Source organism: Candidatus Paceibacterota bacterium (assembly GCA_041661305.1).
Lineage (GTDB): Bacteria > Patescibacteriota > Minisyncoccia > Phycocordibacterales > VMEP01 > VMEP01.
The window spans coordinates 38029-61205 of record JBAZUR010000001.1; the positions used below are offsets into that span (position 1 = coordinate 38029).

General features: G+C 39.5%; 20 protein-coding genes, 4 tRNA genes and 1 other RNA gene. 15 read left to right on the forward strand and 10 right to left on the reverse strand.

Going from position 1 to position 23177, the window contains the following annotated elements; genetic code table 11:
* Nucleotides 1-15: 15 nt before the first annotated feature.
* From WC724_00240 to WC724_00300, 13 genes are all read left to right on the forward strand, one after another.
* Complete coding sequence (locus WC724_00240) at nucleotides 16-513, forward strand: hypothetical protein (GenBank protein MFA6077441.1); 498 nt, start codon at nucleotides 16-18, stop codon at nucleotides 511-513.
* Between the two features lie 204 nt (nucleotides 514-717).
* A complete protein-coding gene (locus tag WC724_00245; protein MFA6077442.1) occupies nucleotides 718-1509 on the forward strand; it encodes an alpha/beta hydrolase in 792 nt (263 codons plus the stop codon).
* A 60-nt stretch (nucleotides 1510-1569) separates the two neighbouring features.
* An RNA gene (gene rnpB / locus WC724_00250) (RNase P RNA component class A) lies at nucleotides 1570-1937 on the forward strand.
* 129 nt (nucleotides 1938-2066) lie between these two features.
* Nucleotides 2067-4427 (forward strand): tetratricopeptide repeat protein, encoded by a 2361-nt coding sequence (locus tag WC724_00255; GenBank protein ID MFA6077443.1) that lies wholly within the window; start codon nucleotides 2067-2069, stop codon nucleotides 4425-4427.
* Between the two features lie 24 nt (nucleotides 4428-4451).
* A complete protein-coding gene (locus WC724_00260) occupies nucleotides 4452-6131 on the forward strand; it encodes a lipid II flippase MurJ (protein ID MFA6077444.1) in 1680 nt (559 codons plus the stop codon).
* 109 nt (nucleotides 6132-6240) lie between these two features.
* Nucleotides 6241-8037, forward strand: coding sequence for a translation elongation factor 4 (gene lepA, locus WC724_00265; GenBank protein ID MFA6077445.1), 1797 nt, complete (start codon nucleotides 6241-6243; stop codon nucleotides 8035-8037).
* Between the two features lie 262 nt (nucleotides 8038-8299).
* Nucleotides 8300-8554 (forward strand): hypothetical protein, encoded by a 255-nt coding sequence (locus WC724_00270; protein ID MFA6077446.1) that lies wholly within the window; start codon nucleotides 8300-8302, stop codon nucleotides 8552-8554.
* A 15-nt stretch (nucleotides 8555-8569) separates the two neighbouring features.
* A tRNA-Gly gene (locus WC724_00275) sits at nucleotides 8570-8640 on the forward strand.
* Nucleotides 8641-8775: 135 nt separating this feature from the next.
* On the forward strand, nucleotides 8776-9009 hold the full coding sequence (locus tag WC724_00280; protein ID MFA6077447.1) for a glutaredoxin family protein: 234 nt from the start codon (nucleotides 8776-8778) through the stop codon (nucleotides 9007-9009).
* A gap of 97 nt (nucleotides 9010-9106) precedes the next feature.
* A tRNA-Arg gene (locus WC724_00285) sits at nucleotides 9107-9178 on the forward strand.
* Between the two features lie 419 nt (nucleotides 9179-9597).
* A complete protein-coding gene (locus tag WC724_00290; GenBank protein MFA6077448.1) occupies nucleotides 9598-10026 on the forward strand; it encodes a hypothetical protein in 429 nt (142 codons plus the stop codon).
* Between the two features lie 87 nt (nucleotides 10027-10113).
* Nucleotides 10114-10416: a hypothetical protein gene (locus WC724_00295; GenBank protein ID MFA6077449.1), complete on the forward strand. Its 303-nt coding sequence runs from the start codon at nucleotides 10114-10116 to the stop codon at nucleotides 10414-10416.
* A gap of 11 nt (nucleotides 10417-10427) precedes the next feature.
* A tRNA-Phe gene (locus WC724_00300) sits at nucleotides 10428-10503 on the forward strand.
* A 50-nt stretch (nucleotides 10504-10553) separates the two neighbouring features.
* Here the strand turns inward: WC724_00300 and WC724_00305 are convergent.
* The 3 genes from WC724_00305 to WC724_00315 are packed head-to-tail and all read right to left on the reverse strand — an operon-like array spanning nucleotide 10554 to nucleotide 13933.
* Nucleotides 10554-11024 (reverse strand): Hsp20/alpha crystallin family protein, encoded by a 471-nt coding sequence (locus WC724_00305; protein ID MFA6077450.1) that lies wholly within the window; start codon nucleotides 11022-11024, stop codon nucleotides 10554-10556.
* 30 nt (nucleotides 11025-11054) lie between these two features.
* On the reverse strand, nucleotides 11055-11753 hold the full coding sequence (locus WC724_00310; protein ID MFA6077451.1) for a PrsW family glutamic-type intramembrane protease: 699 nt from the start codon (nucleotides 11751-11753) through the stop codon (nucleotides 11055-11057).
* Nucleotides 11741-13933: a valine--tRNA ligase gene (locus tag WC724_00315; protein ID MFA6077452.1), complete on the reverse strand. Its 2193-nt coding sequence runs from the start codon at nucleotides 13931-13933 to the stop codon at nucleotides 11741-11743. Before WC724_00315 ends, WC724_00310 begins: the two co-directional genes overlap by 13 nt.
* A 113-nt stretch (nucleotides 13934-14046) precedes the next feature.
* Here WC724_00315 and WC724_00320 point away from each other — a divergent pair, with 113 nt between their 5' ends.
* On the forward strand, nucleotides 14047-14448 hold the full coding sequence (locus WC724_00320) for a hypothetical protein (GenBank protein ID MFA6077453.1): 402 nt from the start codon (nucleotides 14047-14049) through the stop codon (nucleotides 14446-14448).
* Here the strand turns inward: WC724_00320 and tsaD are convergent.
* From tsaD to WC724_00350, 6 genes are all read right to left on the reverse strand, one after another.
* On the reverse strand, nucleotides 14445-15632 hold the full coding sequence (gene tsaD / locus WC724_00325) for a tRNA (adenosine(37)-N6)-threonylcarbamoyltransferase complex transferase subunit TsaD (protein ID MFA6077454.1): 1188 nt from the start codon (nucleotides 15630-15632) through the stop codon (nucleotides 14445-14447). The two genes, WC724_00320 and tsaD, sit on opposite strands and share 4 nt — an antisense overlap.
* A gap of 190 nt (nucleotides 15633-15822) precedes the next feature.
* A tRNA-Val gene (locus WC724_00330) sits at nucleotides 15823-15895 on the reverse strand.
* 88 nt (nucleotides 15896-15983) lie between these two features.
* On the reverse strand, nucleotides 15984-17138 hold the full coding sequence (locus WC724_00335; GenBank protein ID MFA6077455.1) for an acyltransferase family protein: 1155 nt from the start codon (nucleotides 17136-17138) through the stop codon (nucleotides 15984-15986).
* Nucleotides 17139-17872: 734 nt separating this feature from the next.
* Nucleotides 17873-18442 carry a winged helix-turn-helix transcriptional regulator gene (locus WC724_00340; GenBank protein MFA6077456.1) on the reverse strand — a complete coding sequence of 190 codons (570 nt, stop codon included), beginning with the start codon at nucleotides 18440-18442 and terminating at the stop codon, nucleotides 17873-17875.
* 28 nt (nucleotides 18443-18470) lie between these two features.
* Complete coding sequence (locus WC724_00345) at nucleotides 18471-19964, reverse strand: TM0106 family RecB-like putative nuclease (GenBank protein ID MFA6077457.1); 1494 nt, start codon at nucleotides 19962-19964, stop codon at nucleotides 18471-18473.
* 61 nt (nucleotides 19965-20025) lie between these two features.
* On the reverse strand, nucleotides 20026-20868 hold the full coding sequence (locus WC724_00350; GenBank protein ID MFA6077458.1) for a hypothetical protein: 843 nt from the start codon (nucleotides 20866-20868) through the stop codon (nucleotides 20026-20028).
* Nucleotides 20869-20964: 96 nt separating this feature from the next.
* Here WC724_00350 and lexA point away from each other — a divergent pair, with 96 nt between their 5' ends.
* Nucleotides 20965-22488 (forward strand): transcriptional repressor LexA, encoded by a 1524-nt coding sequence (gene lexA, locus WC724_00355; GenBank protein MFA6077459.1) that lies wholly within the window; start codon nucleotides 20965-20967, stop codon nucleotides 22486-22488.
* Here the strand turns inward: lexA and WC724_00360 are convergent.
* Nucleotides 22480-23175 (reverse strand): TaqI family restriction endonuclease, encoded by a 696-nt coding sequence (locus WC724_00360; protein ID MFA6077460.1) that lies wholly within the window; start codon nucleotides 23173-23175, stop codon nucleotides 22480-22482. The genes lexA and WC724_00360 overlap by 9 nt on opposite strands.
* Between the last annotated feature and the right edge of the window lie 2 nt (nucleotides 23176-23177).

The window sequence follows — 23177 nt, forward strand, 5'->3', positions numbered from 1 at the left end:
ATAAACTCTTAAAATATGACCAAAGAAAAGGCGTGGGAACATTTACCGAGAATATTGTCGCTTGTCTTATTGATAGGGACTTTATTCGCATGGGTTACCGTGTTTACTGATTTCCAGAAATTTTACGGATACGAAGGAACTATATTCAAACTAGATAATTGCGTAATACCAAACCCAGTAGCAACTCCTTGTTTTTACGGAGCATTTGCGTTTATAGGAGCTTTTATTTGGTCACTTCGTATGGCCAAGATGAGCGAAGAAGAGAAAAGAAAGCATGAGAAATTCATGTCTTGGTTTTTATCTCTAGCAACTATTTTTGCATGGAGTAACTTTCTTCCAGATGCATTTAATTTTTACGCTAGTTCTGGTGGGCCAGTTCGTGGGTGTTCAGGACAGTTGATTACTAACCCATTTATAACGCCTTGTTTTATTGGCTCGGCGATTTTTTTGGTTGCTCTAATGATTGGTCTTTTAATTTATTTTAAAAACAAAGAATCTATTTCGTCTTTGTAGGAATTAAAAAAGTATTAATAGGGAAATAAGAGGCTATTTTGCGTGCTTTGATTTTATTCGTCTGTTACAATAGCGCGAATGAATCCCGTTCGAAATTACGATGTTATGTTTTATTAACGAGGATAATTATTGGGAAAATTATTAATATAGATATTATTACTAAACGGGTATACAGAAGTGCCAGCACTTCTTATTTCTAACGGGATGAACGGCGAGCTTATTTCTTTTCAGAATCACAAAAGAGAAACTTTGCGTGGAATTTTTGAGCGGGCACCATCGAGTACTGGTGTGATTTTTGCTCATGGATTTGGAAGAACCTCGATGGAGCCAAAGTTTAAGAATATAACCAACAAACTAGAAGGTAAGGTAAATCTATTTCGTTTTGATTTTTCTGGTTGCGGTTTGTCAGACGGGTCGTTCGAAGATATTACGGCGGACAAACTTTCAAAAGAGCTAGGAGCTGCTGTTTTAGCCTTTCGTGAGCGAGTGCCTCGTCTTAAAAGTATTCGGATAGTTTCCCATAGCTTTGCTTGTACCGCGACTATTATTTTATGCGCGAGAGAAAAAGATGTTTTTGATAGGGTTGTTTTTCTTGGGCCGGCTCTTAATATGGGTGAAATTTTAAAATATTCTTTTGTGAAGAGGCGTTATCCTGGAGGAAAAATTTCTTGGGCAAATTACAAAAAGTTTTTTGACCAACGCGCTTTTAGTCGGGAAATGAAAAAAGATAGAATGATGACCTATTCTCACGTTATTTCCAATCTTCACTACCTTGAAAATAAAGATAGAGATTATCGCGAATTGATGGGGATAATTCCTAAAGAAAAATTACTTATTGTGCAAGGTGATAGCGATAGATCAATTCCACTCGAAAGTCAGGGTAATTCCCTAAAAAATTTTAAGACAATTTTAGTTAAAGGGGGAGATCACGATTTGGAAAGACCAGACATTGTCGCAAAATATTTACCACAAACAGTCTCGTTTCTTCTTTCTTAATATTTAGTGTGAAAAAATTCCAGCTATTTAAATTTTAAAGATTTGTGTTATAGTATTTTGGCCTTGAACCGGACAGTCGCTCTAACTTTATTGTTGGGGAGGAAAGTCCGAACACTTACTGTCTAACCGTTCGGCGACAGTAGAAGGGTAGCGGGTAACGCCCGTCCGGAGCAATCCGAGAGGTGCGAGCAGTGACGTCGATGCCGAAAGGCTAGACCTCCCACGTGGAGGAATCCTATAGAAATATAGGGGTGAAACGGCTAAATCCTTACTTAAGTGCAAGGCCGTGCCATCTTTATGATGGAGTGCCGCTTGAGCCCGTAAGTAATTACGAGCCCAGATAAATGGCTGTCGCCCCGTGAGATAGGCGTCGAAAGACGCCGCCATCTCACGGGGTACAGAATTCGGCTTATAGGTTCAGGGTAAACAAAAAAGACCATATTTTATGGTCTTTTTTGTTGTCCACTTTTTAACACACAATTAAGATTGTGTGTTATTCCAAATTTCTTATATAATATTGAACACTTAATTAATAAATTTAAATAACTTTCATTTTCATGCAAGGAATAAAAAAATTGTTTTCATTGGAGGCATTACCGTTTGGATTATTGGTTGGTTTAGTTTTCTTATTACCAGTTTTTTTCTTGTCTGTAAGTGGGATTTCTCTTGATGTAAGTAAGAGTGTCCTCGCAGTTATCTTAATTGTTGCCGCGACAGCCTTGTGGCTAGTGGGGCGTATGGTGGATGGCAAGATTGTTGTACCAAAAACACTTCTTGTTTTGTTCGCAGCATTACTTCCACTTGAATATTTAGTTTCAGCTGTTGCTTCAAAAGTTCCAGCGATGTCACTTTTTGGTCAAGGTTTTGAAGTCGGAACATTTGCATTCACTTTTGTGATGTTCCTTCTTTTGTTCTTGGCTTCTATTTTGGTTAATTCAAGAGACAAAGTGTTCACAGTTTACGTGTCGGCAATGGCTTCTTTCTTGGTAGTAGCTATTTACCAAGGAATTCGTCTTTTTGCAGGAGCAGATGTCCTTACTTTAGGAGGAAACTTCTCTGGTGTAATCGCCAATACTGTTGGTAAATGGAACGATTTAGGGGCATTTTTTGGGATGATAGCTATTCTTTCCATGATAACCCTTGAAACATTACCTCTTAAGGGTTTTGTTAAGTACCTCACTTATTTGTCTCTTGCTGTCTCAGTATTTTTCTTGGCCGTTGTTAACTTCAGTTTTGCCTGGATTGCTCTCGCTGTAATCTCTCTTATGATTTTTGTTTTTGCGATTTACTTAAACAAAAGCGAAAACCCAACAAATGATCAAGAAGCTCCTTCTTTGATACCAAAGACAAAGGTTCCAGTAATTGCACTTGTTGTACTTCTAATTTCACTCTTTTATGTTTTTTCCGGAGATAAAATTGGTGGTTTCTTGCCAACACAGTTCAATGCTTCACAAGTAGAGGTTCGTCCATCCTGGAGTGCTACATATGACATCGTGAAGGGTTCTCTTTCTCAGAATCTTCTACTAGGAAGTGGTCCTAACCGTTTTTCATCAGAGTGGGCATTGCACCGACCAGCAGTTTTGAATGAAACAATTTTCTGGGCAACTGACTTTAACGCCGGGATTGGTTTGATTCCATCGTTCGCTGTCACAACTGGACTTTTTGGTGTTTTGGCTTGGGTTTTATTCCTTGGATATTTCCTCTTCCGTGGGGTCAAGAGCATTCTCATGTTTGATATGGGACGTATGGCTCAGTATTCAATACTCTCGTCTTTCCTTTTGTCTGTGTATTTATGGCTCTTCGCAATGTTCTACGTTCCTAATGTTGTGATCTATGCCTTGGCATTCCTTATGACAGGAGTTTTCATTGCCACCTTAATAAACGAGGGGATTGTTAAAACTTACCAAATCTCACTCCTTGGAAGTCCTAAAATTGGTTTTGTTTCTGTGCTTGCTTTAATTTCTCTAACGATTGCTTCGGCTGCACTTGGTTATGTTTTTGTTGAGAAAGCAATATCATCTATTAATTTCCAGAAGACTATTCAGGCTTTGAATACTGATGGAGATTTTGACAAGGCTGAAGTTGGCTTGCTTAAAGCAGTTCAGTTTTCAGAGAACGATCTTTACTACAGATCACTTTCTCAGGTTTATTTGGTTAAGTTGAATAATTTATTCCAACAGCAAAACCTTACTGAAGCAGAGGCAAAATCACAATTTCAAGCTATTCTTGGAAATGCTATAGAAAATGCTCGTAAGGCTCGCGATTATGACGCAACAAACTACACGAACTGGATGAATCTAGCATCAGTTTACGAGTCTGTTGTTCAGCTCGGTGTTACTGGTGCTTACGACGAAGCAAAGAAAGCTTACGAGCAGGCTTCTGTTTTAAACCCACAAAGTCCGCTTGTATACCTCACACTTGCTCGTCTTGAGGTTGCAAACAAAGACAACAAGGCCGCTCGAGAAAACCTTAACAAAGCACTCGCTCTAAAGAGCAATTACACAGATGCGCTCTTCTTCCTTTCTCAGCTTGAAGCAGGAGAGGGAAATATAGCAGAAGCGATTTCAAGAGCAGATCAAGCTTCGTTATTGTCACCAAATGATGTCGGTTTGTTCTTCCAGTTGGGTTTGTTGAAATACACCAACAAAGACTACAATGGTGCAATTCTTTCTTTGGAGCGCGCAGTACAGCTTAATGGGAATTATTCAAACGCAATGTACTTCCTTGGCTTAAGTTACGACAAGGTTGGAAGAAAGGCTGATGCTCTTGCTCAGTTTGAAAAAGTTGAAGCACTAAATCCAGACAACCAAGAGGTTAAGAACATTCTTGTTAACCTTAGAGATGGAAAGAGTGCGTTAACTGATGTTCCTCCACCATCCCCAGAAAAGAAGAGTAATCCTCCAGTAAAAGAAAATTAATATCAGGTAATGATTCTTGTTTAAATGGTTAAAAGAATCATAGACGCATTAAGTAAAGAAGTAAGCGGTCTACACGAGGCCGCTTTTCTTCTTGGGTTCTTTGCTGTGGCGTCACAAATCCTGGCTCTTTTGAGAGACCGTTTGTTCGCGAATTATTTTGGAGCAGGACCAACACTAGATGTTTATTACGCGGCATTCCGCATTCCAGATGCGTTGTATGTAGTTATTGCTTCGTTCGTGTCTGTGTCGGTCATCATTCCATTTCTTTCTCGGATGGAAGGGGACGAAACAAAAGCAAAGAGATTTGTTTCAGAGATATTCACCATTTTTTCTCTAGTGATGGTGTTTTCTAGTGTTGTTGTTTTTTTCTTAATTCCATACCTAGCGCCACTTATCGCCCCTGGTTTTTCAGAAGAACAAATAAATACACTTATAGTACTTTCCCGAATCCTGCTTTTGTCACCGTTTATTCTAGGACTTTCAAATAATATTTTTGGAAGTATCACCCAGTTCTACAAGAGGTTTTTTGTTTATGCTCTTGCTCCGGTTTTGTATAACGCGGGAATAATTGTCGGTGTTTTTCTTTTCTATCCGACATTTGGGATGAAAGGCCTGGCTTTTGGTGTTGTTTTTGGGGCCCTGCTACATGTTTTGGTTCAATTGCCGGTTGCTATCGAGCGTGGTTTTATGCCTCGTTTTGTTAAAGAAATGAACTGGAAAGACATTTCCCAGGTTGTTGTTGTTTCTTTGCCACGAACAATAACCCTTTCTGCAAACCATTTTGTTTTGATTGCTTTAGGTGCTTTGGCGTCGACTATGTATGTTGGGTCTATTTCAATCTTCAATTTCTCGTTTAACTTGCAATCAGTTCCATTGGCAACAATTGGGGTCGCATATTCAATGGCCGCCTTCCCGATGCTTGCGTCGTTTTTTACTCGAGGTGAAAAAGAAAGATTTGTAGAGCACATGATAACCGCCTTAAGACACATAATTTTTTGGTCTGTACCAATTACAGTACTTTTTATTGTTTTACGAGCACAGATAGTGCGTACAATATTAGGCTCCGGTGCTTTTAGTTGGAATGATACCCGCCTTACAGCAGCGGCACTCGCTTTATTTTCCTTTTCGGTGCTAACTCAAAGTTTGACAGTTCTTTTTTCAAGAGGGTATCATGCGGCCGGGGATACGAGGAAACCACTTTTTATTAATTTATTTTCCTCGGTCGGTGCTATCGGTGGAGCATTTTGGTTGGTGGTACTTTTTGAAAAAAATACTTTCTTTCAGTATTTTATAGAATCTATCTTGCGTGTTGATTATATTCCCGGGACGATTGTTTTGATGCTACCACTCGCTTATTCTATTGCTTCGATAATTAACGCTACGATGCATTGGTTTATGTTCGAAAAAGATTTTAACATTGACCTTTATCACATAATAAGAAAAACGTTTTTTGAAAGCTTTTCCGCCTCAGTCATTATGGGTTTTGTCGCCTATAATTGTTTGAATTTTTTTGCTCTAATTTTAAACACCCAAACTGCTGTTGGAATTTTTCTCCAAGGATTTTTGTCGGGAGGAATAGGGATTATTTTCGGTATTATTGTTTTAAAAATTTTAAAAAATAGTGAAATTAGAGATATTTCATTTGCGTTACATAAAAAGTTTTGGAAAGCGGATGTTGTTGCCCCGGCACAAGAAGAGCTATAGGTATAGAAAGTTAGCTTTTAGGTAGTTAGCCTCGTTAGGGGAGAAGAGAAAAACTGTTATTTATATAAGGGGCAGGGTTCAAAATTTATGCTAAAATACGGCTCAATTTATGAGTTTAAAACACATTCGTAATTTTAGTATTATCGCGCATATTGATCACGGCAAGTCGACCTTGGCCGATCGTTTGCTTGACGCAACCCACACAATCGAAAAGCGCAAAATGCGCGACCAAGTCTTGGATCGTATGGACTTAGAGCGCGAGCGTGGCATTACCATCAAAATGACACCTGTCCGTATGGATTATATGGTGGATGGGGAATCGTATGTATTAAATTTGATTGATACCCCAGGGCATATAGATTTTTCGTACGAAGTTTCCAGGGCACTACAGGCTGTTGAAGGATCGCTTTTACTTGTCGACTCAACGCAAGGTGTGCAGGCTCAAACTCTTACAACTCTTGCAATGGCCAAAGAGCTTGGGGTTAAGATTATCCCCGTTGTGACTAAAATAGATTCTCCAATATCCCGCGTTGAGGAAGTTAAGCATGAGGTTATGAATTTACTAGACTGTGAAGAAAGTGATATTTTGGCTGTTTCTGGAAAAACCGGTGAGGGGGTTGAGGAACTACTTCGGGCGGTAGTAAAACGTGTTCCTCCACCAAAAGAGGAGTATCATGAAAAAAATAATTTCAGAGCATTGGTTTTTGATTTTGAATATTCAAACCATCAAGGGGTTATCGTTTACGTGAGAGTTTTGGATGGTGAAATTAAAAAAGGGGATGATTTATCTTTTCGCGAAGCAAACGAGAGGTTTATTTCAGCCGATGTTGGAATTTTCACTCCCGAGAAAAAACCTGCGGATAAACTTTCTGCGGGAGAAATTGGTTATATTGTTACGGCAATCAAAAAACCCGGCATCGCTTCTGTTGGAGATACAATTACGCTAACAAAAAATCCATTACCCGCACTTCCGGGATATCAAAATCCAAGACCGGTTGTTTGGGCTTCGCTTTATCCAGAAAGTCAGGATGACTTTGATCTCCTAAAAGAATCATTGGTTAGACTTAAATTATCTGACTCGTCTCTTTCTTTTGAGGAAGAAGTTTCAGGCTCTCTTGGTCGCGGTTTTCGTTGTGGTTTTCTCGGGATGCTTCACTTGGAAATTGTGACCGAGCGGTTAAGGAGAGAATTTAATCTTGAGCTTATTGTCACATCGCCATCTATTAATTACGAAGTTGTTTATCAGGGAGGGAAGAGGGAAAAAATTTATTCCCCACATCTTTTTCCAAGAGATGGAACTTACGCGGAAGCCTTTGAGCCGTGGGCCTCGATTACACTCATTACACCGCCAGATTATGTGGGTGGAATTATGCAACTTTTATATGAACACGAAGCAGAGGTTGGAGAATCAAGTATATTCGGAGACAACCGCGTTTCGATTGGTGCGAGGGTTCCACTTCGTGAATTGATGAGAAATTTTTTCGATGAACTGAAAAGCGTGTCGTCTGGTTTCGCCTCCCTTTCCTATGATATCAATGAGATGCGCAAGGCTGATGTTACTAGGCTTGATGTTGTTGTTGCGGACGAAGTTGTTCCGGCTTTTACCCGCGTTATCTCGCGTAGAAGGGCGCAGGAAGACGCGGAAAAAGCAGTTGAAAAATTGCACCAAGTTCTTCCAAGACAGCTTTTTGAGGTCAAAATTCAAGCTACAGCGCTCGGGAGAATCCTTTCGTCCCGTAGTTTAAAAGCACTAAGGAAGGACGTTACAGGGTATCTTTACGGAGGCGATATTACGCGAAAAATGAAGCTTAGAGAGAAGCAAAAGAAAGGAAAGAAGAGAATGAAAGCGGGAGGCAGAGTTAATATACCTAAAGAGGTATTTTTGACGATGATGAAAAATCAGTAGAGTTTAGCTAAAAAGAGGAGCGAGGTATAACAAAATCATACTCACCACAACGAGCAAACTCACTATTATCCAAGTGATTCTGACGACTTTACGGTTTCCTTTGTTGAATATCATATAATATCTAAAGTTTAATTAAGGGTTATAATATCAGAAAATGCTCGAATTTCAAGACAAAAAGAGGTTTCGCCGTATTTTGTACTCTAGGGTTACGTTTGGGATAGTTTTTTTCTTTTGTTTACTCATTGGGAACGCGACATTTGATATGTATCAAACCAATCGCTTAACCGCAGATAAAAGAAAAATTGCTGAAGATGAGTTGCTTGCAGTCCAAATAAGGGAAGAATCCCTTCGGGCACAAATCGGAACACTTAAAACCGAGAGAGGAATTGAAGAGGAACTCAGAACAAAATTTAGGGTTGTTAAAAATGGGGAAGGAGTTATTATTGTCGTTGAAGAGGAAGAAAAAAAGGCAACAACATCGAAGTCGTGGCTCAGTAAGTTTTTTGAATTTTTTTGAATCAATTTTAATTTTGCGGGTATGGTTTAGTGGCAGAATGCGACCTTCCCAAGGTTGAGACCCGGGTTCAATTCCCGGTACCCGCACAGATTGAGTAAAGTGAAAAGCTGTGCGGGTAAGCGAGCAAACTGCTTTGCTCGCTTACCCGCACAAAATTTAATATTTATTACCATTTTAAGTTTGTGATATAATCAGCATTCATTAAAAATAGTAAAAATTATATGAAAAAAGTCACTATTTATAGCACCCCAACTTGTGTTTACTGCAATATGGCCAAAAATTATTTCAAAGATAAGAATGTTTCCTTTGAAGAGTTTAATGTTGCACAAGATATGGAAAGACAAAAAGAAATGATTAACCTAACGGGACAACGTGGAGTTCCAGTTATCGTGATAGAAGGGGAAGCCATTGTTGGATTTAATAAGCCAAGAGTAGAAGAATTGCTTGGTTTGTAGAGCTAATTTAAAGGAATTAAGGCCAAAAAACACTAGGATTTCTAGTGTTTTTTGTTGAATCTAAGGTAAGATATAACGGTAATTAAATAGACAGAAGGCCCTCGTAGTTAAATGGATATAACTACCCCGTCCTAAGGGGTAATTGTGGGTTCGATTCCTGCCGAGGGCATAAAATAAAGAAGACGGCTAGCGAGCCGTTCTTCTTTATTTTATGCCCGAGAGCGACTGAACTGCTTCAGTCGCGTGCAGGAATCGAAAGGCGGAACTATGTTTTTGTAGCAACAAAAACAAGTGAGCCGGGGTCGAGGAAATTTTGAGTGGCGACGAAAAATTATCCGTGACCGAAAGCGTACTCGCGATTCCTGCTGAATTGTTTTTCCGTGGTCAAGAAAATTTTGTCTTCAAAATTATTAGTGACCGATTCCTGCCAATGGTACAAATCAACACTATTGCTTTTTTTATCCGGTATTGTATAGTTTGGGCTGGTTTTACCCATTTAATCTTAACAAGAAAGGTGGACAAGTTCTTTAAGCCTAACAAGCTTTGGAGGTTTTTAATTGTTTAAAAACATACAATAAGGAAACAGTCATGCAAGATTCGCAAACTGTATCAGGAACAAAACCTGCCACCGGAAAGAAGGCCAAGCCAGCTTTCGGCAGGAAGAAGGTTACCCGCGTCGATCTTTTTTTCGACAAGGAAACCCCGGCTCCGTACCAGCGTCCGGCCGTCGCGTATTCGCCGGGTTTTACGGCGCGTTACATGATTCCGTGTCGTGTCGGGGAAAATGGCAGAATCAACGCCAACCTTTCCGAGCTTTGTGGCTTTCTCCGCAACAGCAATGTTTCGGTCATCGGCAAAAAGAAGGTGGTCGAGATCGAAGCGAAAAGGGGTCGGCACATGCGCCGAATGAAGCGCGAGGTCATTGACCCGGGCCCTGATTGCGAGGTCGTCGTCTTCACGAATATGACGACACCGCACTGTTACGCCCTGAAGTCACAGGTCGTGAGCGGCCTGTAGAAATGGCCAATAAGTAGTAGGAGGCGCGCTTAAAACAGCGCGCCTTTAACATTTATCACCGGTTATCTATGTGCTATAGTATTTGTTATGGATCAGGAATTGCGTGAGTTGCTTGAAAAAACCCTTAAGATATCGGAGGAAAATAACGATTTGTTGAAGAAAATGCATCGCTCTCAGCGATGGTCTATGGTAATGAGTGCAATGTACTGGCTCTTCATTGTCGGTATTACTTTTGGGGTATATTACTATCTTCAGCCATACATTACGACACTTCTTGAAACATACACTAGTTTAATTGGTGGGATTGAGGATATTCAGCAAAAAACTCAATCATTTCCAGATGCGAATATTATCAGTGACTTTTTGAAAGGACTGAATGTTCAGAGATAAAAAATAAATATGCCGAGATAGCTCAGTTGGTAGAGCATTTCCCTGAAGAGGAAGGGGTCGCCGGTTCGAATCCGGCTCTCGGCACCACAACAACACCATACAATAAAAAATCCGCGTAAGCGGATTTTTTATTGTATTTAAATTGACCTAACTTTTAGTTTCGTTTGCTTTTCGCGGTCAACTTTTGGAAGGCGAATAACGAGTAGCCCGTGCTTTTCAATGGCTTCTGTTTCCTCCGGCTCTATTTCTTGTGGAAGCATTATTGTTCGAGAGAATGAGCCCCAATACAGTTCGTGATAGAAATAATCGTCTTCTTCACCTTCTTTGTTTTCCTCTCTTTTACCCTTGATTGTTACCATGTCGCGAGTTATGGAGATTTGAAGATCGTCTGGCTTTACTCCAGCAACAATAGATTTGATTATTATTTCAGTTGGTGTTTGGTAAACATCAACAGTTAGTTGTGCGTCCTCAGCCTCTTCTTCCATCCAAGGAGCTGTGCCCTTATGGGTTCCTTTTTCGTCGTCTTGTTCAAGAGTTTCCTCGTTATCGTCATTTAAAGAAACACTCCCAGTTAATTTTTCGAAAAATGATCGTTTGTCTTTAGACATAAAGGCTTTGGTTTATTATTTATTAAAAATTTACTCTTTTATTTGTTTTATTTTTTCAAAGACAAGAAGGATTAAGACTGCGACAATCCAAAAAAATGCAAATACTCCAAGTACATTATTGTGTTCGTCATTCATTATAAAAAAATTAAACAAAGTATGCAATGCAGTTGCAGCAAATAGACCTAAAATAAGCGCAATGGTGCGAATATAACTTCTTGCATAAAAAGCAAGCCCAAGCGCTATCCCAATAAGAGCACTACCTTCTGCGTGTAGTACAGCTGCCCCAAGGAACCTAAGATTTCCAGTTATGAATCCTTCCGCCAAGTTTCCATTTTCTATCGGGTCAATTAAAAATAATGCATTTTCAGCAGCAGCGAAACCCAACGCAGCAGTAATGAGATACATCGCGCAGTCTATTGGCTCATCAAGAAAACGACTTGACCAAACAATTATGAAAAATGCTAAAAATTTTATTACCTCTTCTATGAATGCCCAAGCCGATAAGGTCTGCACACCTTCTTCGAGAAAAGATTGAACATATTGTTGAAGGGGAATGACAAACGCAACACTCAGCATCCCAACTATAAAAACGAAAGCGAGAAGTCTTTTTGGTTCAGGATTTAATTTATCTTGTCTCAACCAAAACCAAAGCCAAAATATTGCCGGCAAAACTCCACCTAATAAAGAATAAAAATAAGCATCTATGTTGGGGAGTATCATATTGGCCATTTCTCAATCATTAATATTTTATGACCTTTTGATGGTGAGTTGGGAAGTAGTTGCCAAATTGACTCTGTTACGAAGGGCATAAACGGGTGAAGCGCTTTTAATAAGTTGTGAAGTATGTTTTTAAGCATAAATGCTGTAGCGTTTATGTCATCTTGATCAGAACCACCTAAATGAGTTTTGCTTTCCTCGATTATTTTATCGGCGAAAACGTGCCAGGTATAATGATATAGTTTTTCGCCAGCTAAGTAGAAACGATAGTTTTCAATGTCCCCAGTAATTTCAGCTAAAATATTTTCAAAATCTTTCATTTGTTTAGACTGCCAGTTTCCTAGTTTTATATCTTCAGTTTTTATGTTTTCGGTATTCTCAAGAACAAAACGTGCGATGTTCCAAAGTTTGTTGCCGAAGTTTTTGTAGCCGCGTATTTTGTCCTCAGAAATTTTTGAGTCATTCCCAGGAGCAGTTCCGATGATAAGTGAGAGACGTACTGCGTCTGTGCTGAATTTATCCGACATGTTAACTGGATCAATAATATTTCCAAGAGATTTGGACATCTTGCGTCCTTGCCCATCACGAACCAATCCATGTAGATAAACTTTTTTGAATGGAATTTGTCCCGTTAGATAAGTACTCATTAAGATCATTCTTGCTACCCAGAAAAATAAGATGTCATATCCAGTTTCAAGAACATCAGTTGGGTGATAGTTTTTTAAATCATTAGTTTTTTCTGGCCACCCCAAGGTTGAGAAAGTCCAAAGACCAGATGAAAACCAAGTATCAAGGGTGTCTGGGTCTTGTTCCCACCCATCTCCTTCTGGGGTTTCCACTCCTGTATAAGTTTCGTCACCACGGTACCAAACAGGGATACGGTGCCCATACCATATTTGCCTTGAGATACACCAGTCCCTTAGGTTATTTATCCAGTGGAAATAAATTTTTGAGAAATGCTCGGGAATAATTTCTACCTGACCATTTTCAACAACCTGAATCATTAACTTTTTTAGTGTTACTGTGTCTCCTGATGAGATACCGTTTATTTCCGAGTATGGTAGTTTAAATTCCTTGTTAACATCCACAAACCACTGCATCATAATTTGAGGTTCTATGATTCCACCACCGCGACTATCCGTTGCAATGTTGTGGATATAGTCTTCATCGGTCTTTACAAGCAATCCTTTACTTTTTAATTTTTCTACGATAAGTGGACGAGCTTTTTTTATATGTAACCCAGCAAATTCTCCAGCAATCGGAAGGAGCTTACCCTTGTAATCAATAACCTGTTCTTTATCAAGATTGTGCCTCTCTGCGATTTCAAAGTCGACAGCATCGTGCCATGGAGTGATTGTCATAACACCAGTTCCAAATTCCATATCAACTGCCGCGTCTTTTATGATAGTTGCTTTAATTGGACCATTTATCCACTCCAGCTCTATTTGTTGTCCCTCCGTATACTCCGCATAACGTTTGTCGTCTGGGTGCATCACGATATATTTATCCCCGAATTTTGTTTCTGGGCGTGCTGTACTAATAACGAACGGACCGTATTTAAAATAATAAAAAGATGTTTTTTCTTCCACGCGCTCAATCTCTTCGTCGGAAACTGTTGTTTGGAGTTTTGGATCCCAGTTAACAATGCGATGTCCACGGTAGATTAATTCGTCATCATACATTTTTTTGAAGGCCGTTTTGACCGCAAGATTTCTTTCTTTATCAAGAGTGTATGCTTCACGGCTCCAGTCTATCGATGAACCCATTCGTTTGATTTGGTTAACAATTGTGTCGTGACTATCTTGAGCGAAATCTTCTACTCGTTTCAGAAAAATTTCACGCCCTAGGTCGTGGCGAGTTTTTTCTTCTTTTTTGTAAAGTTCCTTTTCAACTTTTTCCTGAGTGGCTATTGCGGCATGGTCTGTTCCTGGTAGCCAAAGTGTGCGTTTTCCACGCATGCGATTAAAACGCACCAGTATATCTTCTATGGCTAACATTGCAGCGTGCCCTATGTGTAATGTGCCGGTAACGTTTGGTGGAGGGAGAACGATTGAAAAAATTTCAGCATTGCTTTCGGTCACACCTTTTTCAACGCAAACATCTGGATTAAAAAATCCGCTATTTTCCCAGAGTTTATAGATATTAGACTCAGTCTCTTTAGGGTCGTACGGCTTAAGGAATTTTCCGTCCATAATGACAAAATCATATCATAAATAAGGGTTTTTTCTACCGTGCTTTACTTTCTGCATCTTTTGTTGTACAATAACCAGAGGTTTTGTTGTAAACGTTGAAAAGGAGCATGGCCATGAGTGAGAAACAAAAAACAGATGGGGCCTTCCTAGAGATTTTTGGAAATCCAGTGGACAATGGATATTCTCCAGACATCTCGTTCGTTGGGGAACTTCTTGTGGCCCTCGAAGATTTCAGGTTCGGAAGCTCTTTTGGGAAAAAGAGTAAGTCTGAAATCGAGAGAGGTCGTCGCGCATGGGAAAGCCAAAAAAAATGTGCTTTTGCTGTGTTGCGAAAGAGTCCAAGAATTTGCCACGCGAACAGTGTCCTAAGGGAACACTTGGTTCATCGGCACTTCATCTCCGTTTTGATCACGGACAAAGAATGGTCGGAGGTGTGGAAGAAGTTTCGGGAAAACTGCAAAGCCAACCCGAAGCTCATTTCATACATCGACCGAACCTTGGTCCATGTCGCCTAAAACGAGAGATTGCCATCAGCGCGGATCCTAGAAAGGGGGACCCGCGCTTTTAATTTGTCTGATTTAAAATATCCAGCAAGTCCAATCATGATTGCATTGTCGGTTGTTAGTGTTTGAGAGGGAACAAAGAGTGCAGTTTTTGGAAAATCATTCTTAATTGTTTTTTCAAACGAAGAACGAATGTGTTTGTTGGCTGACACACCGCCCCCGAGTGTAAATGTTTTTACGCCAAATTTTTCTATAGCCTTAGAGCTTTTTGAAACAAGAACTTCTGTCGCTGAATTTTCAAATTCACACGCAATTGATTCTTTAATAGATTCGCTCATCTTCGGGATTTTTTTAATAGTATACAAGACAGCGGTTTTCAACCCAGCAAAAGAGAAATCAAAATCTTTTGAATTGAGCATTGGACGAGGAAGGGGATATAAAGATTTTTCGTCTCCGTACTCTCCTCGATATTTTTCGGCAAGACGCGATATGTGAGGACCACCCGGATATGGGAGAGAAAGCATTCTGGCTACTTTGTCGAAAGCTTCGCCGACGGCATCATCTCTTGTTTGTCCAACTACTTTGTAAACACCCCATTTTTTAGCCAAAACAAGCTCTGTGTGGCCACCGGAGATAAGAAGTGAGAGCATTGGGAATATAGGCTTTTTGAGCGAAAATTTCTCTCCTGTGGAGCCCTTAAGGAGTGAGGCGAGTAGATGCCCCTCCATATGGTTTGCTGGAATAACAGGTATACCCCAGATGAAATTTAGCGCTTTAGCAAAATTGATACCAACCCAAAGCGCTGGCTCAAGACCTGGGCCACTTGTTACAACAATTAGGTCAATTTTCGGAATTTTTATTTGTGGTAAATCGGAGCACATCAATTCAAAAAGTTCGTGCTCGTGTGAGAGTAAAGTTTTTAGTTTATTTATTGTCTTAGTGTCAAAAGATTTAGTTTTGTTGGTTTTTAGTAAACCACTCTTTTTGAGTGCAGTTTTTAAAATTGGAAGAAGATTTTTTGAGTGTTCGCGTTTTGCTAGTGCTGGGTATACACCACCATATTGTTCGTGGATTTCTATTTGAGAAATTAGGGCGTTACCCAAAACAGAAACTTTTGTTTCAGTTTTAGTTTCCTTAATGTCTAAAATCGCAATCGCGGTTTCATCGCACGATGTTTCTATGGCTAGTATTTTCATGGGATGGTTAAAGTTTTTGAAAAATTAAAAGTAAATGTGATAGAGGGGTCGGTCACGGATATTTTTCTGCTGAAAAATTCCGCGACCCCGTCTCGTCTGTCCTCACAGACTGCGACTTTCGACTTCTCGCGCAAGTGAATTTGTTACTTGCTTATCGCGCACATAAAAATGCGCTTCTCTTATTTTTAGGTGCGCGATAGAGGAGTCGAACCTCTGACCTACCCCACGTCAAGGGGTCGCTCTACCAACTGAGCTAACCGCGCGTATAAATACAAAATAACTAACAATTAAGCATAATAATGGTTTTTTAACGATTTGAATAGGGTTAAATTTTGACGTCTAAAGATTAGGTTATATGCCACGCTCTGACTCTAATATTTTGTGAGGCATTTTAATCTGATGGATACGGTTCTGTATCTTTACTAGAAGCCAAGCTAAAAATAGAATAAGGATAAGGTGTAAGACCATAGCTAACCAGCCGGGAAAAAATTTAAAAAAGAAATCGTAGCGCGATACCAGAGGCCAGTGAAGCAGGTAAACTTCATAAGCATAAAGGCCAAAAAGCGAGAAAGCTTTAATCTCGAATTTTTTCAGAGAAAAAAGAAATATTACAGCGCTCATTGTGACAAGACTAATTAACTGTTCTTTCCATAAGCTTTCTCCTACACCAGAATAGTATGCAGTATAACCAACTAAGATTAACAGGGCTGTTAAAACTCCATAATATATAACATGCTTCATAATTCTTAGATTATTCCAAAATATATTTAATTTTTTTATTTTGTTAAGAATTATCGGTAGCCAAACTGACGATTTAGAAAACAGCGAAGCAACAGCTACACCAAGAGGGAAGGCCAACATATGTAACTGATATAAATGGAAAACACTTTCAGTGACCGGAAGATTCAACTGAAGTATGAAATATGAAGAAATATAAACAAGAATTGCTGTGAACCAAGAGTGTTTTCTGAGAAAAAGTAACGGAAAAACTAGATAATAAAAGAGGATTTGGGTAAAAAACCAAAGAGGTGAATCAATATCAGTAAATAGATCAGCGCTTCCGAAAAATCCAAATAGAGTTTTGAGAATGTATGTTGAGCTATATGAAATGTGTAGAAGGAAAAAGTCTAGTAGGAAAAAGATGATAAGAATTATCCAAAAAGGAACGAACAATCTTAATAAACGTTTTTCGTAAAACTCGCTGATTTGCAACTTCTCTTTTAACGAGCTAATGGTCAGCCCGTATCCAGATAAAAATAAAAATAAGTTTACCCCCACGCCCGCCATAATAGATAGGGGAAATAAAAAATTATGATTATCTGAAAGGAAATAACCAACGTGGGAAAAGATTATGGCTAAAATCGCCAATCCCTTAAGTTCACGTGTTAGCTCCAAAGAAAATAGCTCATGTTTTTCTTTTCGCCTGATTGATATAAGTAGAACAAAAACAAAAATTACTATAAATATACTGGTTGAGAGAATCGGATTATTTATATAAATCGGCATAAATTATTTTAGAGGAGCCGAAGAAGTTTCAGTTTGTGATGTAATTCTATCCTTTGCACGAACCTTTTTCGAGCGGAGCTCGTAACGCCTCGCTTCACTCGGCGCCCACCGCGCGATTACGCGCGGTCGCCCTTCGCCCCATCGCTCTCCATTCTTTATCAGTCCGGCGGGAAATTCTTTGATTTAGGTATGGGCGATGGGGCTTCGGGCGAAATGCAAATTCAGAATACATCAATCGTGTCTCGGTCATTACTCTATCATTTTGCTTTCCTGACTTAAAGGGGTCCATCCTCGGCATTCGCCTCGGGCATTTCCGCTATGGCTACGAGCGCCTAGATGTCTAGGAGCGGGCATTCTCTCGCCAACGGCTCAAATACCAGGAGATGAGCCGTTCGGCTCGCTTGCCCGCGACCATTTGGGGAGAGGAAGTTATCCTCTCCCCAGCGTCGGGCTCCTCCTCGCAGTGGTTAGCGGGAGTATTCAGTGCCGTATTTCCTTAGTGGTTTGCCTGTGTTTTCCTCTCGCTTTTATGTGCCTACGGAGTCCGCCCTCGCACAACCCCTCTCCTCGTTTTCAATATTTCCTTAGTAGTGTCGCTTCCGCTACTTAGCTTCGCGTTTCAAGATAGAGTCGGCGCTCGTCCTTTAGTCATGGACGCCATAGCGGAAATGCCCGAGGCGCAAATGCATGTGCTTGCCCCTCCCTCCCGTGCGCGCACGCACCCGCTCCCTTGTTTAGATTTTAGAATACGATACGCTTTTTCCTGTTTTGCCTGTTTGTTTGATTTTCCCTTCTTTCGCCAGTGTTGATAGATACCTTGTCGCTGTGGCATCAGACACATGCAGGAGTTTCTCCACCTCGTCGTTAGTTATGCTTGCCCGCTTCTCAAGCAATACCAAAATCTTTTCCAGTTTCTTTCGTTTCCGGAACTGCATTGCGTTTCGCGCAATCGCTAGCAATTCACGGGCTCGGCTTCTTGGTTCTACTGCCGGAGTCGGAACTTGAGCCATTGGTTCGGGCTTCAACGGCTCATTTGCCGGTATTTGAGCCGTTTGGGTTTGGGCTGGTTCGGCAACCGGTTCAAGAGCTAAATCAGGCTCATTTTGGGCTTCCGGTTGAGCCGTTTTCTCGGGTTCGGGGGCTTGGGCTGTAGGCTCGTTTGGTGGCTCAGAAACGGCAGGCGTATCAATGACCGGAGACGATATAACTTCGCTTGCGGGGGCTTCCACGGCCTCAGGGGGCACAGGGGAGGGTTCGGAAACGGTTGTATCTTTGGGAGGGAGTGTTAGGGGGTCTGGGGGCATATTTATATTTTAGCAAAATAAAAAACATCTATCCTAAAGCAACCAGTCCATCCTTTAGTACCATCGTGGCTTTACAGTCATCTTCGTTATATTCAAGTATCCTATTTATAACTTTTTCGTCTTTTGTATTGATATAATCATTAAACCACTGAATAGACAGTGCCCCGGATGGTGTTTCGTCGCGCCAATGAAATCCTAGATATGTAGCGAGCGCTTTGAGAGAATAGCTACCTACCGGCCAGTCTGTCATCTTAAGTACAACTTGGTATAAATCAATAACATTTGGATTATCAAAAAATTCTTCAACCTCTTTCGCTGAAATTACCTCAGGATATTTTTTCTGCATCTTGCTATATGTAGTTTTTTCATGATGAGAATAGTAATACACGGAAAAATCTCCTTTAGGTAATGATTTTACATAAGTCCAAAAATCTCCCCACGCTTTTTTCTCCGCGTCCGCTGTTATTTCGTGTGCAGTAAAATGCAAATAGCGTTCTCTTTCCTTTGTTCTCTCGTAAACTCCGTGCATATAAACAAACTCTTGAGTGGGGTCATCTTCAATATCAAAAAATAACTCATGAGATACTTCAGGGAAATCTAATTCCCCATAAATAAGAGGTTTTTTAGATACCTTAAGAATTTGTGCCCTCCTAACAGCTTTCTCAAGAGTGGATTTACCTACCCCTTTAAGAAAGGTTTTGTCTTTCTCTTTCTGTTCCAGAAGTCCGTCAGTATCAATTTTTAAAAGACTATCAATAGTATTTACACCTGCATCCTCGGCAAGAACATCTCTTACTGAACGACCGACATAAAAGATGTTAGTTGGGTCATCATTATCTTTTGCCCACTTACTACAACTTAGATACCATGGGCACAACTTACAAATTCCAGACATTGCTGGCTTATTCGTTGCTTTATTTTCCATCAAAATACCAACATTGTTTTTTATTGATTCATAAAATTCCCACCATGTACGCTTATCTCTTTGCCCCATAGCGTCATTGAGATTGTAGGTGACTTCCTTTCCCTCAATATCAAGAACCACAGCACAATCATTGTTTTTAAAACCATTCTTTTTTAATACATCAACATATAAAGCTAGCTGTACTGCATAATGTTTTTTAGGTTTTCCTTCCTCGTCCTCGTCACTATTAGCCCCCTCAAAAGCAAGTCCGGACTTAATGTCTATAGGAACATAAGAACCATCAGGTTCTAAACGAAGTAGGTCTGGAATACCCAAAAGGTTGTCATAGCACAACACCCCCTGATAAATAAGAGGGATTTTGTCGGAAAGGGCTTTAATGGTTTTTTGAAATCGTTCATCAAGAGAGCCTTCTGTTAAGTCAAGGTATTCCTCAAGCAAACTAACTCGCTTTTTTTCATAAGCAATTCCTTTAGACCAAAGAAGTTCTACGAAAGGGTTAGTTTCCTTTATTTTCTCATCTTGTGGGCCGTATTCATCTCGCCAAATACGATGCGGACATTGAATATAGTCGTAAAGTTTGGATGCGGTTATATACATACAAGTATCAGAAAACTATACCACTTGCTTTGTTTTATTTATATACCACCTAAAATCACAATTATTGATTGGTTGGTTTAGCTATACCGGAAACAACAGAATTAACTTTTGAAAATAAATCTGGACTGTTTTCCTTCTCCTTTACATGATTGTCCTTGATATTTTTCATGGGCGAGGAATAAAGATCAGTGACGGCTCCAAGAATGAAGTCAAGTTTTTGCTGATAAGTAGTGGATTGGTAGTCAGAAAAAATTTCTTCAATTATATTTTTGTATGCTTCAAATGAGCGTGCGATAGCAGCTTTAAAAGTATATTCTTCAATGAGATTTCGTATCCGACCATATTCTCTACTGGTAAAAACGACAAAATAGACAATAGGGGAAGTCAGGGCAACTTTTATTAGAAAGCTAACTTCAAATATAGTTTCTTTTTCTAGAATCTGCCAGACAACTATACCAACGGTGGCAATAATAAGAACGACCACTGCTCCAACTAGCCACCAAAACCATTTTATTTTCTCTTTTCCCAACTCGTCCTTAACTCCTTCAAATGTACTCGCAAGCTTCGCATTTGCAGCCACCCCAAGTTGCGCCTGAGTCTCTTTAATAAACTCTTCTACTTTCTGTTGTAACTCTTTTGTTTTTTCAACTAAGTCGGACACTTCTCCTTCTCGTGTAATAACTTGTTCGTTTAGACTTTTTACCTCTGTGGTTATGCGGTTTAGTTCTTCGCTCCGTGTTGGCAAATCGTTTAGAAAAGAATCAATGTTAGTTTTTTTAGTTTGAGCGTCATTAATAAGATTTGGTAAACCCTGTCCTTGTTGAACAAGACTGTTTAAATCACCTAATGCCGTAAGTCGCTGATTTATCTCTGTAAGGACTTGTTGTAATTCTTTTTTATTCACAAATTTTTTTATCTAACTAATAATGTGGATAACTAGTTTTGGACTTTCTAGTTTTGTTCTAGTATAATTGATGGGTAAGAAACAAGTCAAGCCTATATGCTCACAAAACGCCAAAAAGAAGTTCTAGACTTCGTAGGAAGTTATTCCCAAAAGAAAGGTTATTCTCCATCGTTTGAAGAAATCAAAAAGCGACTTAAGCTCGCCTCTGTCTCAACTGTTCATTTCCATATATCAAAACTCAAAGAAGGTGGTTATTTAGGAAAAACAGAAAATAAGGCTCGTGCCATTAGTGTTGCGTCTAAAGAACCGATGATCAAAATCCCTCTTTTGGGAACTATCGCAGCCGGAGAGCCTATAGAGGCAATTCGTCAAAATGAGTTTATTGCTGTTCCTAAGAATGTATTACCTAGTACCGGTAATCTTTATGCTTTGAGAGTGATAGGAAATAGTATGATAGATGAAAATATTAAAAACGGAGATATTGTCTTAGTAAAACAGCAAGATGTCGCGGAAAATGGAGAAAGGGTTGTTGCTTTAATTGATAATCATGAGGCAACGCTTAAGAAATTTTATAAAGAACGAGGATATATACGACTTCAACCGGCAAATAAAACCTTTGAACCGATTATTATAAGAAAAGATCGTGACATTAAAATTCAAGGAGTTGTTATAGATGTTATTAAAAACGAGGAGGAATTACAGGCGGAGGAAATTACAATAATCAAAGAGACAAAAAAGGAAAGAAAGTTACCCCTTAATAAAATAATTTTAGGAGACGCTATCCAAGAACTAAGAAAACTCCCTAATGAAAGTTGTGATGTTGTTATAATTGATCCACCCTATAATATCGGTAAAGATTTTGGAAATAATATAGATAAAAGAGAACTTGGAGAATATGTGGAGTGGTGTAAAAGTTGGATAGACGAAAGCATAAGAATCATGAAGCCAAATGGGACAATGTTTATTTATGGTTTTAGTGAAATTTTGGCTTACCTTTCTATTGAAATCCCGATACAAAAACGGTGGTTAATTTGGCATTATACAAATAAAAATGTTGCCTCACTCAATTTTTGGCAACGAAGCCATGAAGCAATAATTTGCGCATGGAAAGATAAACCTGTTTTCAATAGGGATGAAGTTAGAGAACCATACACAGACGGCTTCCTAAATGGAGCTGCCGGCAAGGTAAGAAAAGGAACTCTCGGGAGATTTAGTAGCAGTGGTCTAGAAACTGTCTATAAAGCTCACGCGGGCGGGGCTCTGCCAAGAGATGTAATCAAAATTCCGGCTCTTGCTGGAGGAGCGGGAATGAACGAAAGATGGTTTTTGTGTAAAACCTGTGACGATGTTTGTGAACCACGACAACTGAAAAATCATGAGGGGCATGAAGTAATGAAGCACCCGACACAAAAACCATTTGAGCTATCTAAGAAATTAATAAAATCTGCTATGCCTAAAAAGGACGGAATTGTGTTGGTTCCCTTCGTTGGTACTGGTTCAGAATGCGCGGCGGCAAAAGAATTAGGTCAATCGTATATTGGCTTTGAAATTAACCCTGACTATGTGAGGTTAGCTGAAAAAATGGTAGGCGATAAAAAATCGGTTGCCAAATTATTTTAAAGCCTCATCCATTTCCTTTTTCTTCTGCTCAAAGGCGTAAGGAGTAAAAACAACGAAACCATTAGGGAATCGTTTTAATTCTTTGTTATCTTGGAACCTTTTATATGGGAGTTTATATTCGCCGTCCTTTTTCTTTGGGTTTTCAAAATACTCACTACTTGGAACTTCATAATTAATATCAATGAACTCGCCTTCTATTTTGTTTTTGACTCCTCCCTTACCACGCCTAACCTCGCCACTGAATGATTTCTTTTTAACTTGGTAGTTCAAGATTTTGCCTCTATATGTAATTTGAAAATCTGCTCCCTGATGGTCAAGCTCGCCTGACATAGAAACTGTGCCTTCGCCAAAAACTGATTCTGCAACATAACCGGCGTGGATTTGAGTGATTATACTCGCCCATGTTCTATAAATTCTAGCGGGCAATCCTTTATGAAAACATTCTTTACACATCCCAATTTTTTCTTGAAACTTTTTAATCTCTGCCCCATATTCACTCATATACTCTTTGTAAAATTCATCAAAACTTAGAAATTCTTTCTTCCCCCAGTATATTTTGTAGAGTAGGTTAATAGCTTGGATTTCTTTTGGTAAATCCATTTCCACGATCTTAACAGGTCTATATTTTTCACGATAGGACTTAAGGTCAACTGATTGTAAAAATTTGTCGAATTTTTGGACTAGCATAA

Excerpts from the sequence above, each read along its gene's own strand:
- WC724_00305 (MFA6077450.1), bottom strand. The coding sequence starts at position 11,024 with ATGTCTAAAGACAAACGATCATTTTTCGAAAAATTAACTGGGAGTGTT.
- WC724_00290 (MFA6077448.1), top strand. The coding sequence starts at position 9,598 with ATGCAAGATTCGCAAACTGTATCAGGAACAAAACCTGCCACCGGAAAG.
- WC724_00245 (MFA6077442.1), top strand. The coding sequence starts at position 718 with ATGAACGGCGAGCTTATTTCTTTTCAGAATCACAAAAGAGAAACTTTG.
- WC724_00320 (MFA6077453.1), top strand. The coding sequence starts at position 14,047 with ATGAGTGAGAAACAAAAAACAGATGGGGCCTTCCTAGAGATTTTTGGA.
- WC724_00360 (MFA6077460.1), bottom strand. The coding sequence starts at position 23,175 with ATGCTAGTCCAAAAATTCGACAAATTTTTACAATCAGTTGACCTTAAG.
- tsaD (MFA6077454.1), bottom strand. The coding sequence starts at position 15,632 with ATGAAAATACTAGCCATAGAAACATCGTGCGATGAAACCGCGATTGCG.
- WC724_00345 (MFA6077457.1), bottom strand. The coding sequence starts at position 19,964 with ATGTATATAACCGCATCCAAACTTTACGACTATATTCAATGTCCGCAT.
- lepA (MFA6077445.1), top strand. The coding sequence starts at position 6,241 with ATGAGTTTAAAACACATTCGTAATTTTAGTATTATCGCGCATATTGAT.
- WC724_00240 (MFA6077441.1), top strand. The coding sequence starts at position 16 with ATGACCAAAGAAAAGGCGTGGGAACATTTACCGAGAATATTGTCGCTT.
- WC724_00310 (MFA6077451.1), bottom strand. The coding sequence starts at position 11,753 with ATGGCCAATATGATACTCCCCAACATAGATGCTTATTTTTATTCTTTA.
- WC724_00260 (MFA6077444.1), top strand. The coding sequence starts at position 4,452 with ATGGTTAAAAGAATCATAGACGCATTAAGTAAAGAAGTAAGCGGTCTA.
- WC724_00315 (MFA6077452.1), bottom strand. The coding sequence starts at position 13,933 with ATGGACGGAAAATTCCTTAAGCCGTACGACCCTAAAGAGACTGAGTCT.
- WC724_00280 (MFA6077447.1), top strand. The coding sequence starts at position 8,776 with ATGAAAAAAGTCACTATTTATAGCACCCCAACTTGTGTTTACTGCAAT.
- lexA (MFA6077459.1), top strand. The coding sequence starts at position 20,965 with ATGCTCACAAAACGCCAAAAAGAAGTTCTAGACTTCGTAGGAAGTTAT.
- WC724_00270 (MFA6077446.1), top strand. The coding sequence starts at position 8,300 with ATGTATCAAACCAATCGCTTAACCGCAGATAAAAGAAAAATTGCTGAA.
- WC724_00295 (MFA6077449.1), top strand. The coding sequence starts at position 10,114 with ATGGATCAGGAATTGCGTGAGTTGCTTGAAAAAACCCTTAAGATATCG.
- WC724_00340 (MFA6077456.1), bottom strand. The coding sequence starts at position 18,442 with ATGCCCCCAGACCCCCTAACACTCCCTCCCAAAGATACAACCGTTTCC.
- WC724_00255 (MFA6077443.1), top strand. The coding sequence starts at position 2,067 with ATGCAAGGAATAAAAAAATTGTTTTCATTGGAGGCATTACCGTTTGGA.
- WC724_00335 (MFA6077455.1), bottom strand. The coding sequence starts at position 17,138 with ATGCCGATTTATATAAATAATCCGATTCTCTCAACCAGTATATTTATA.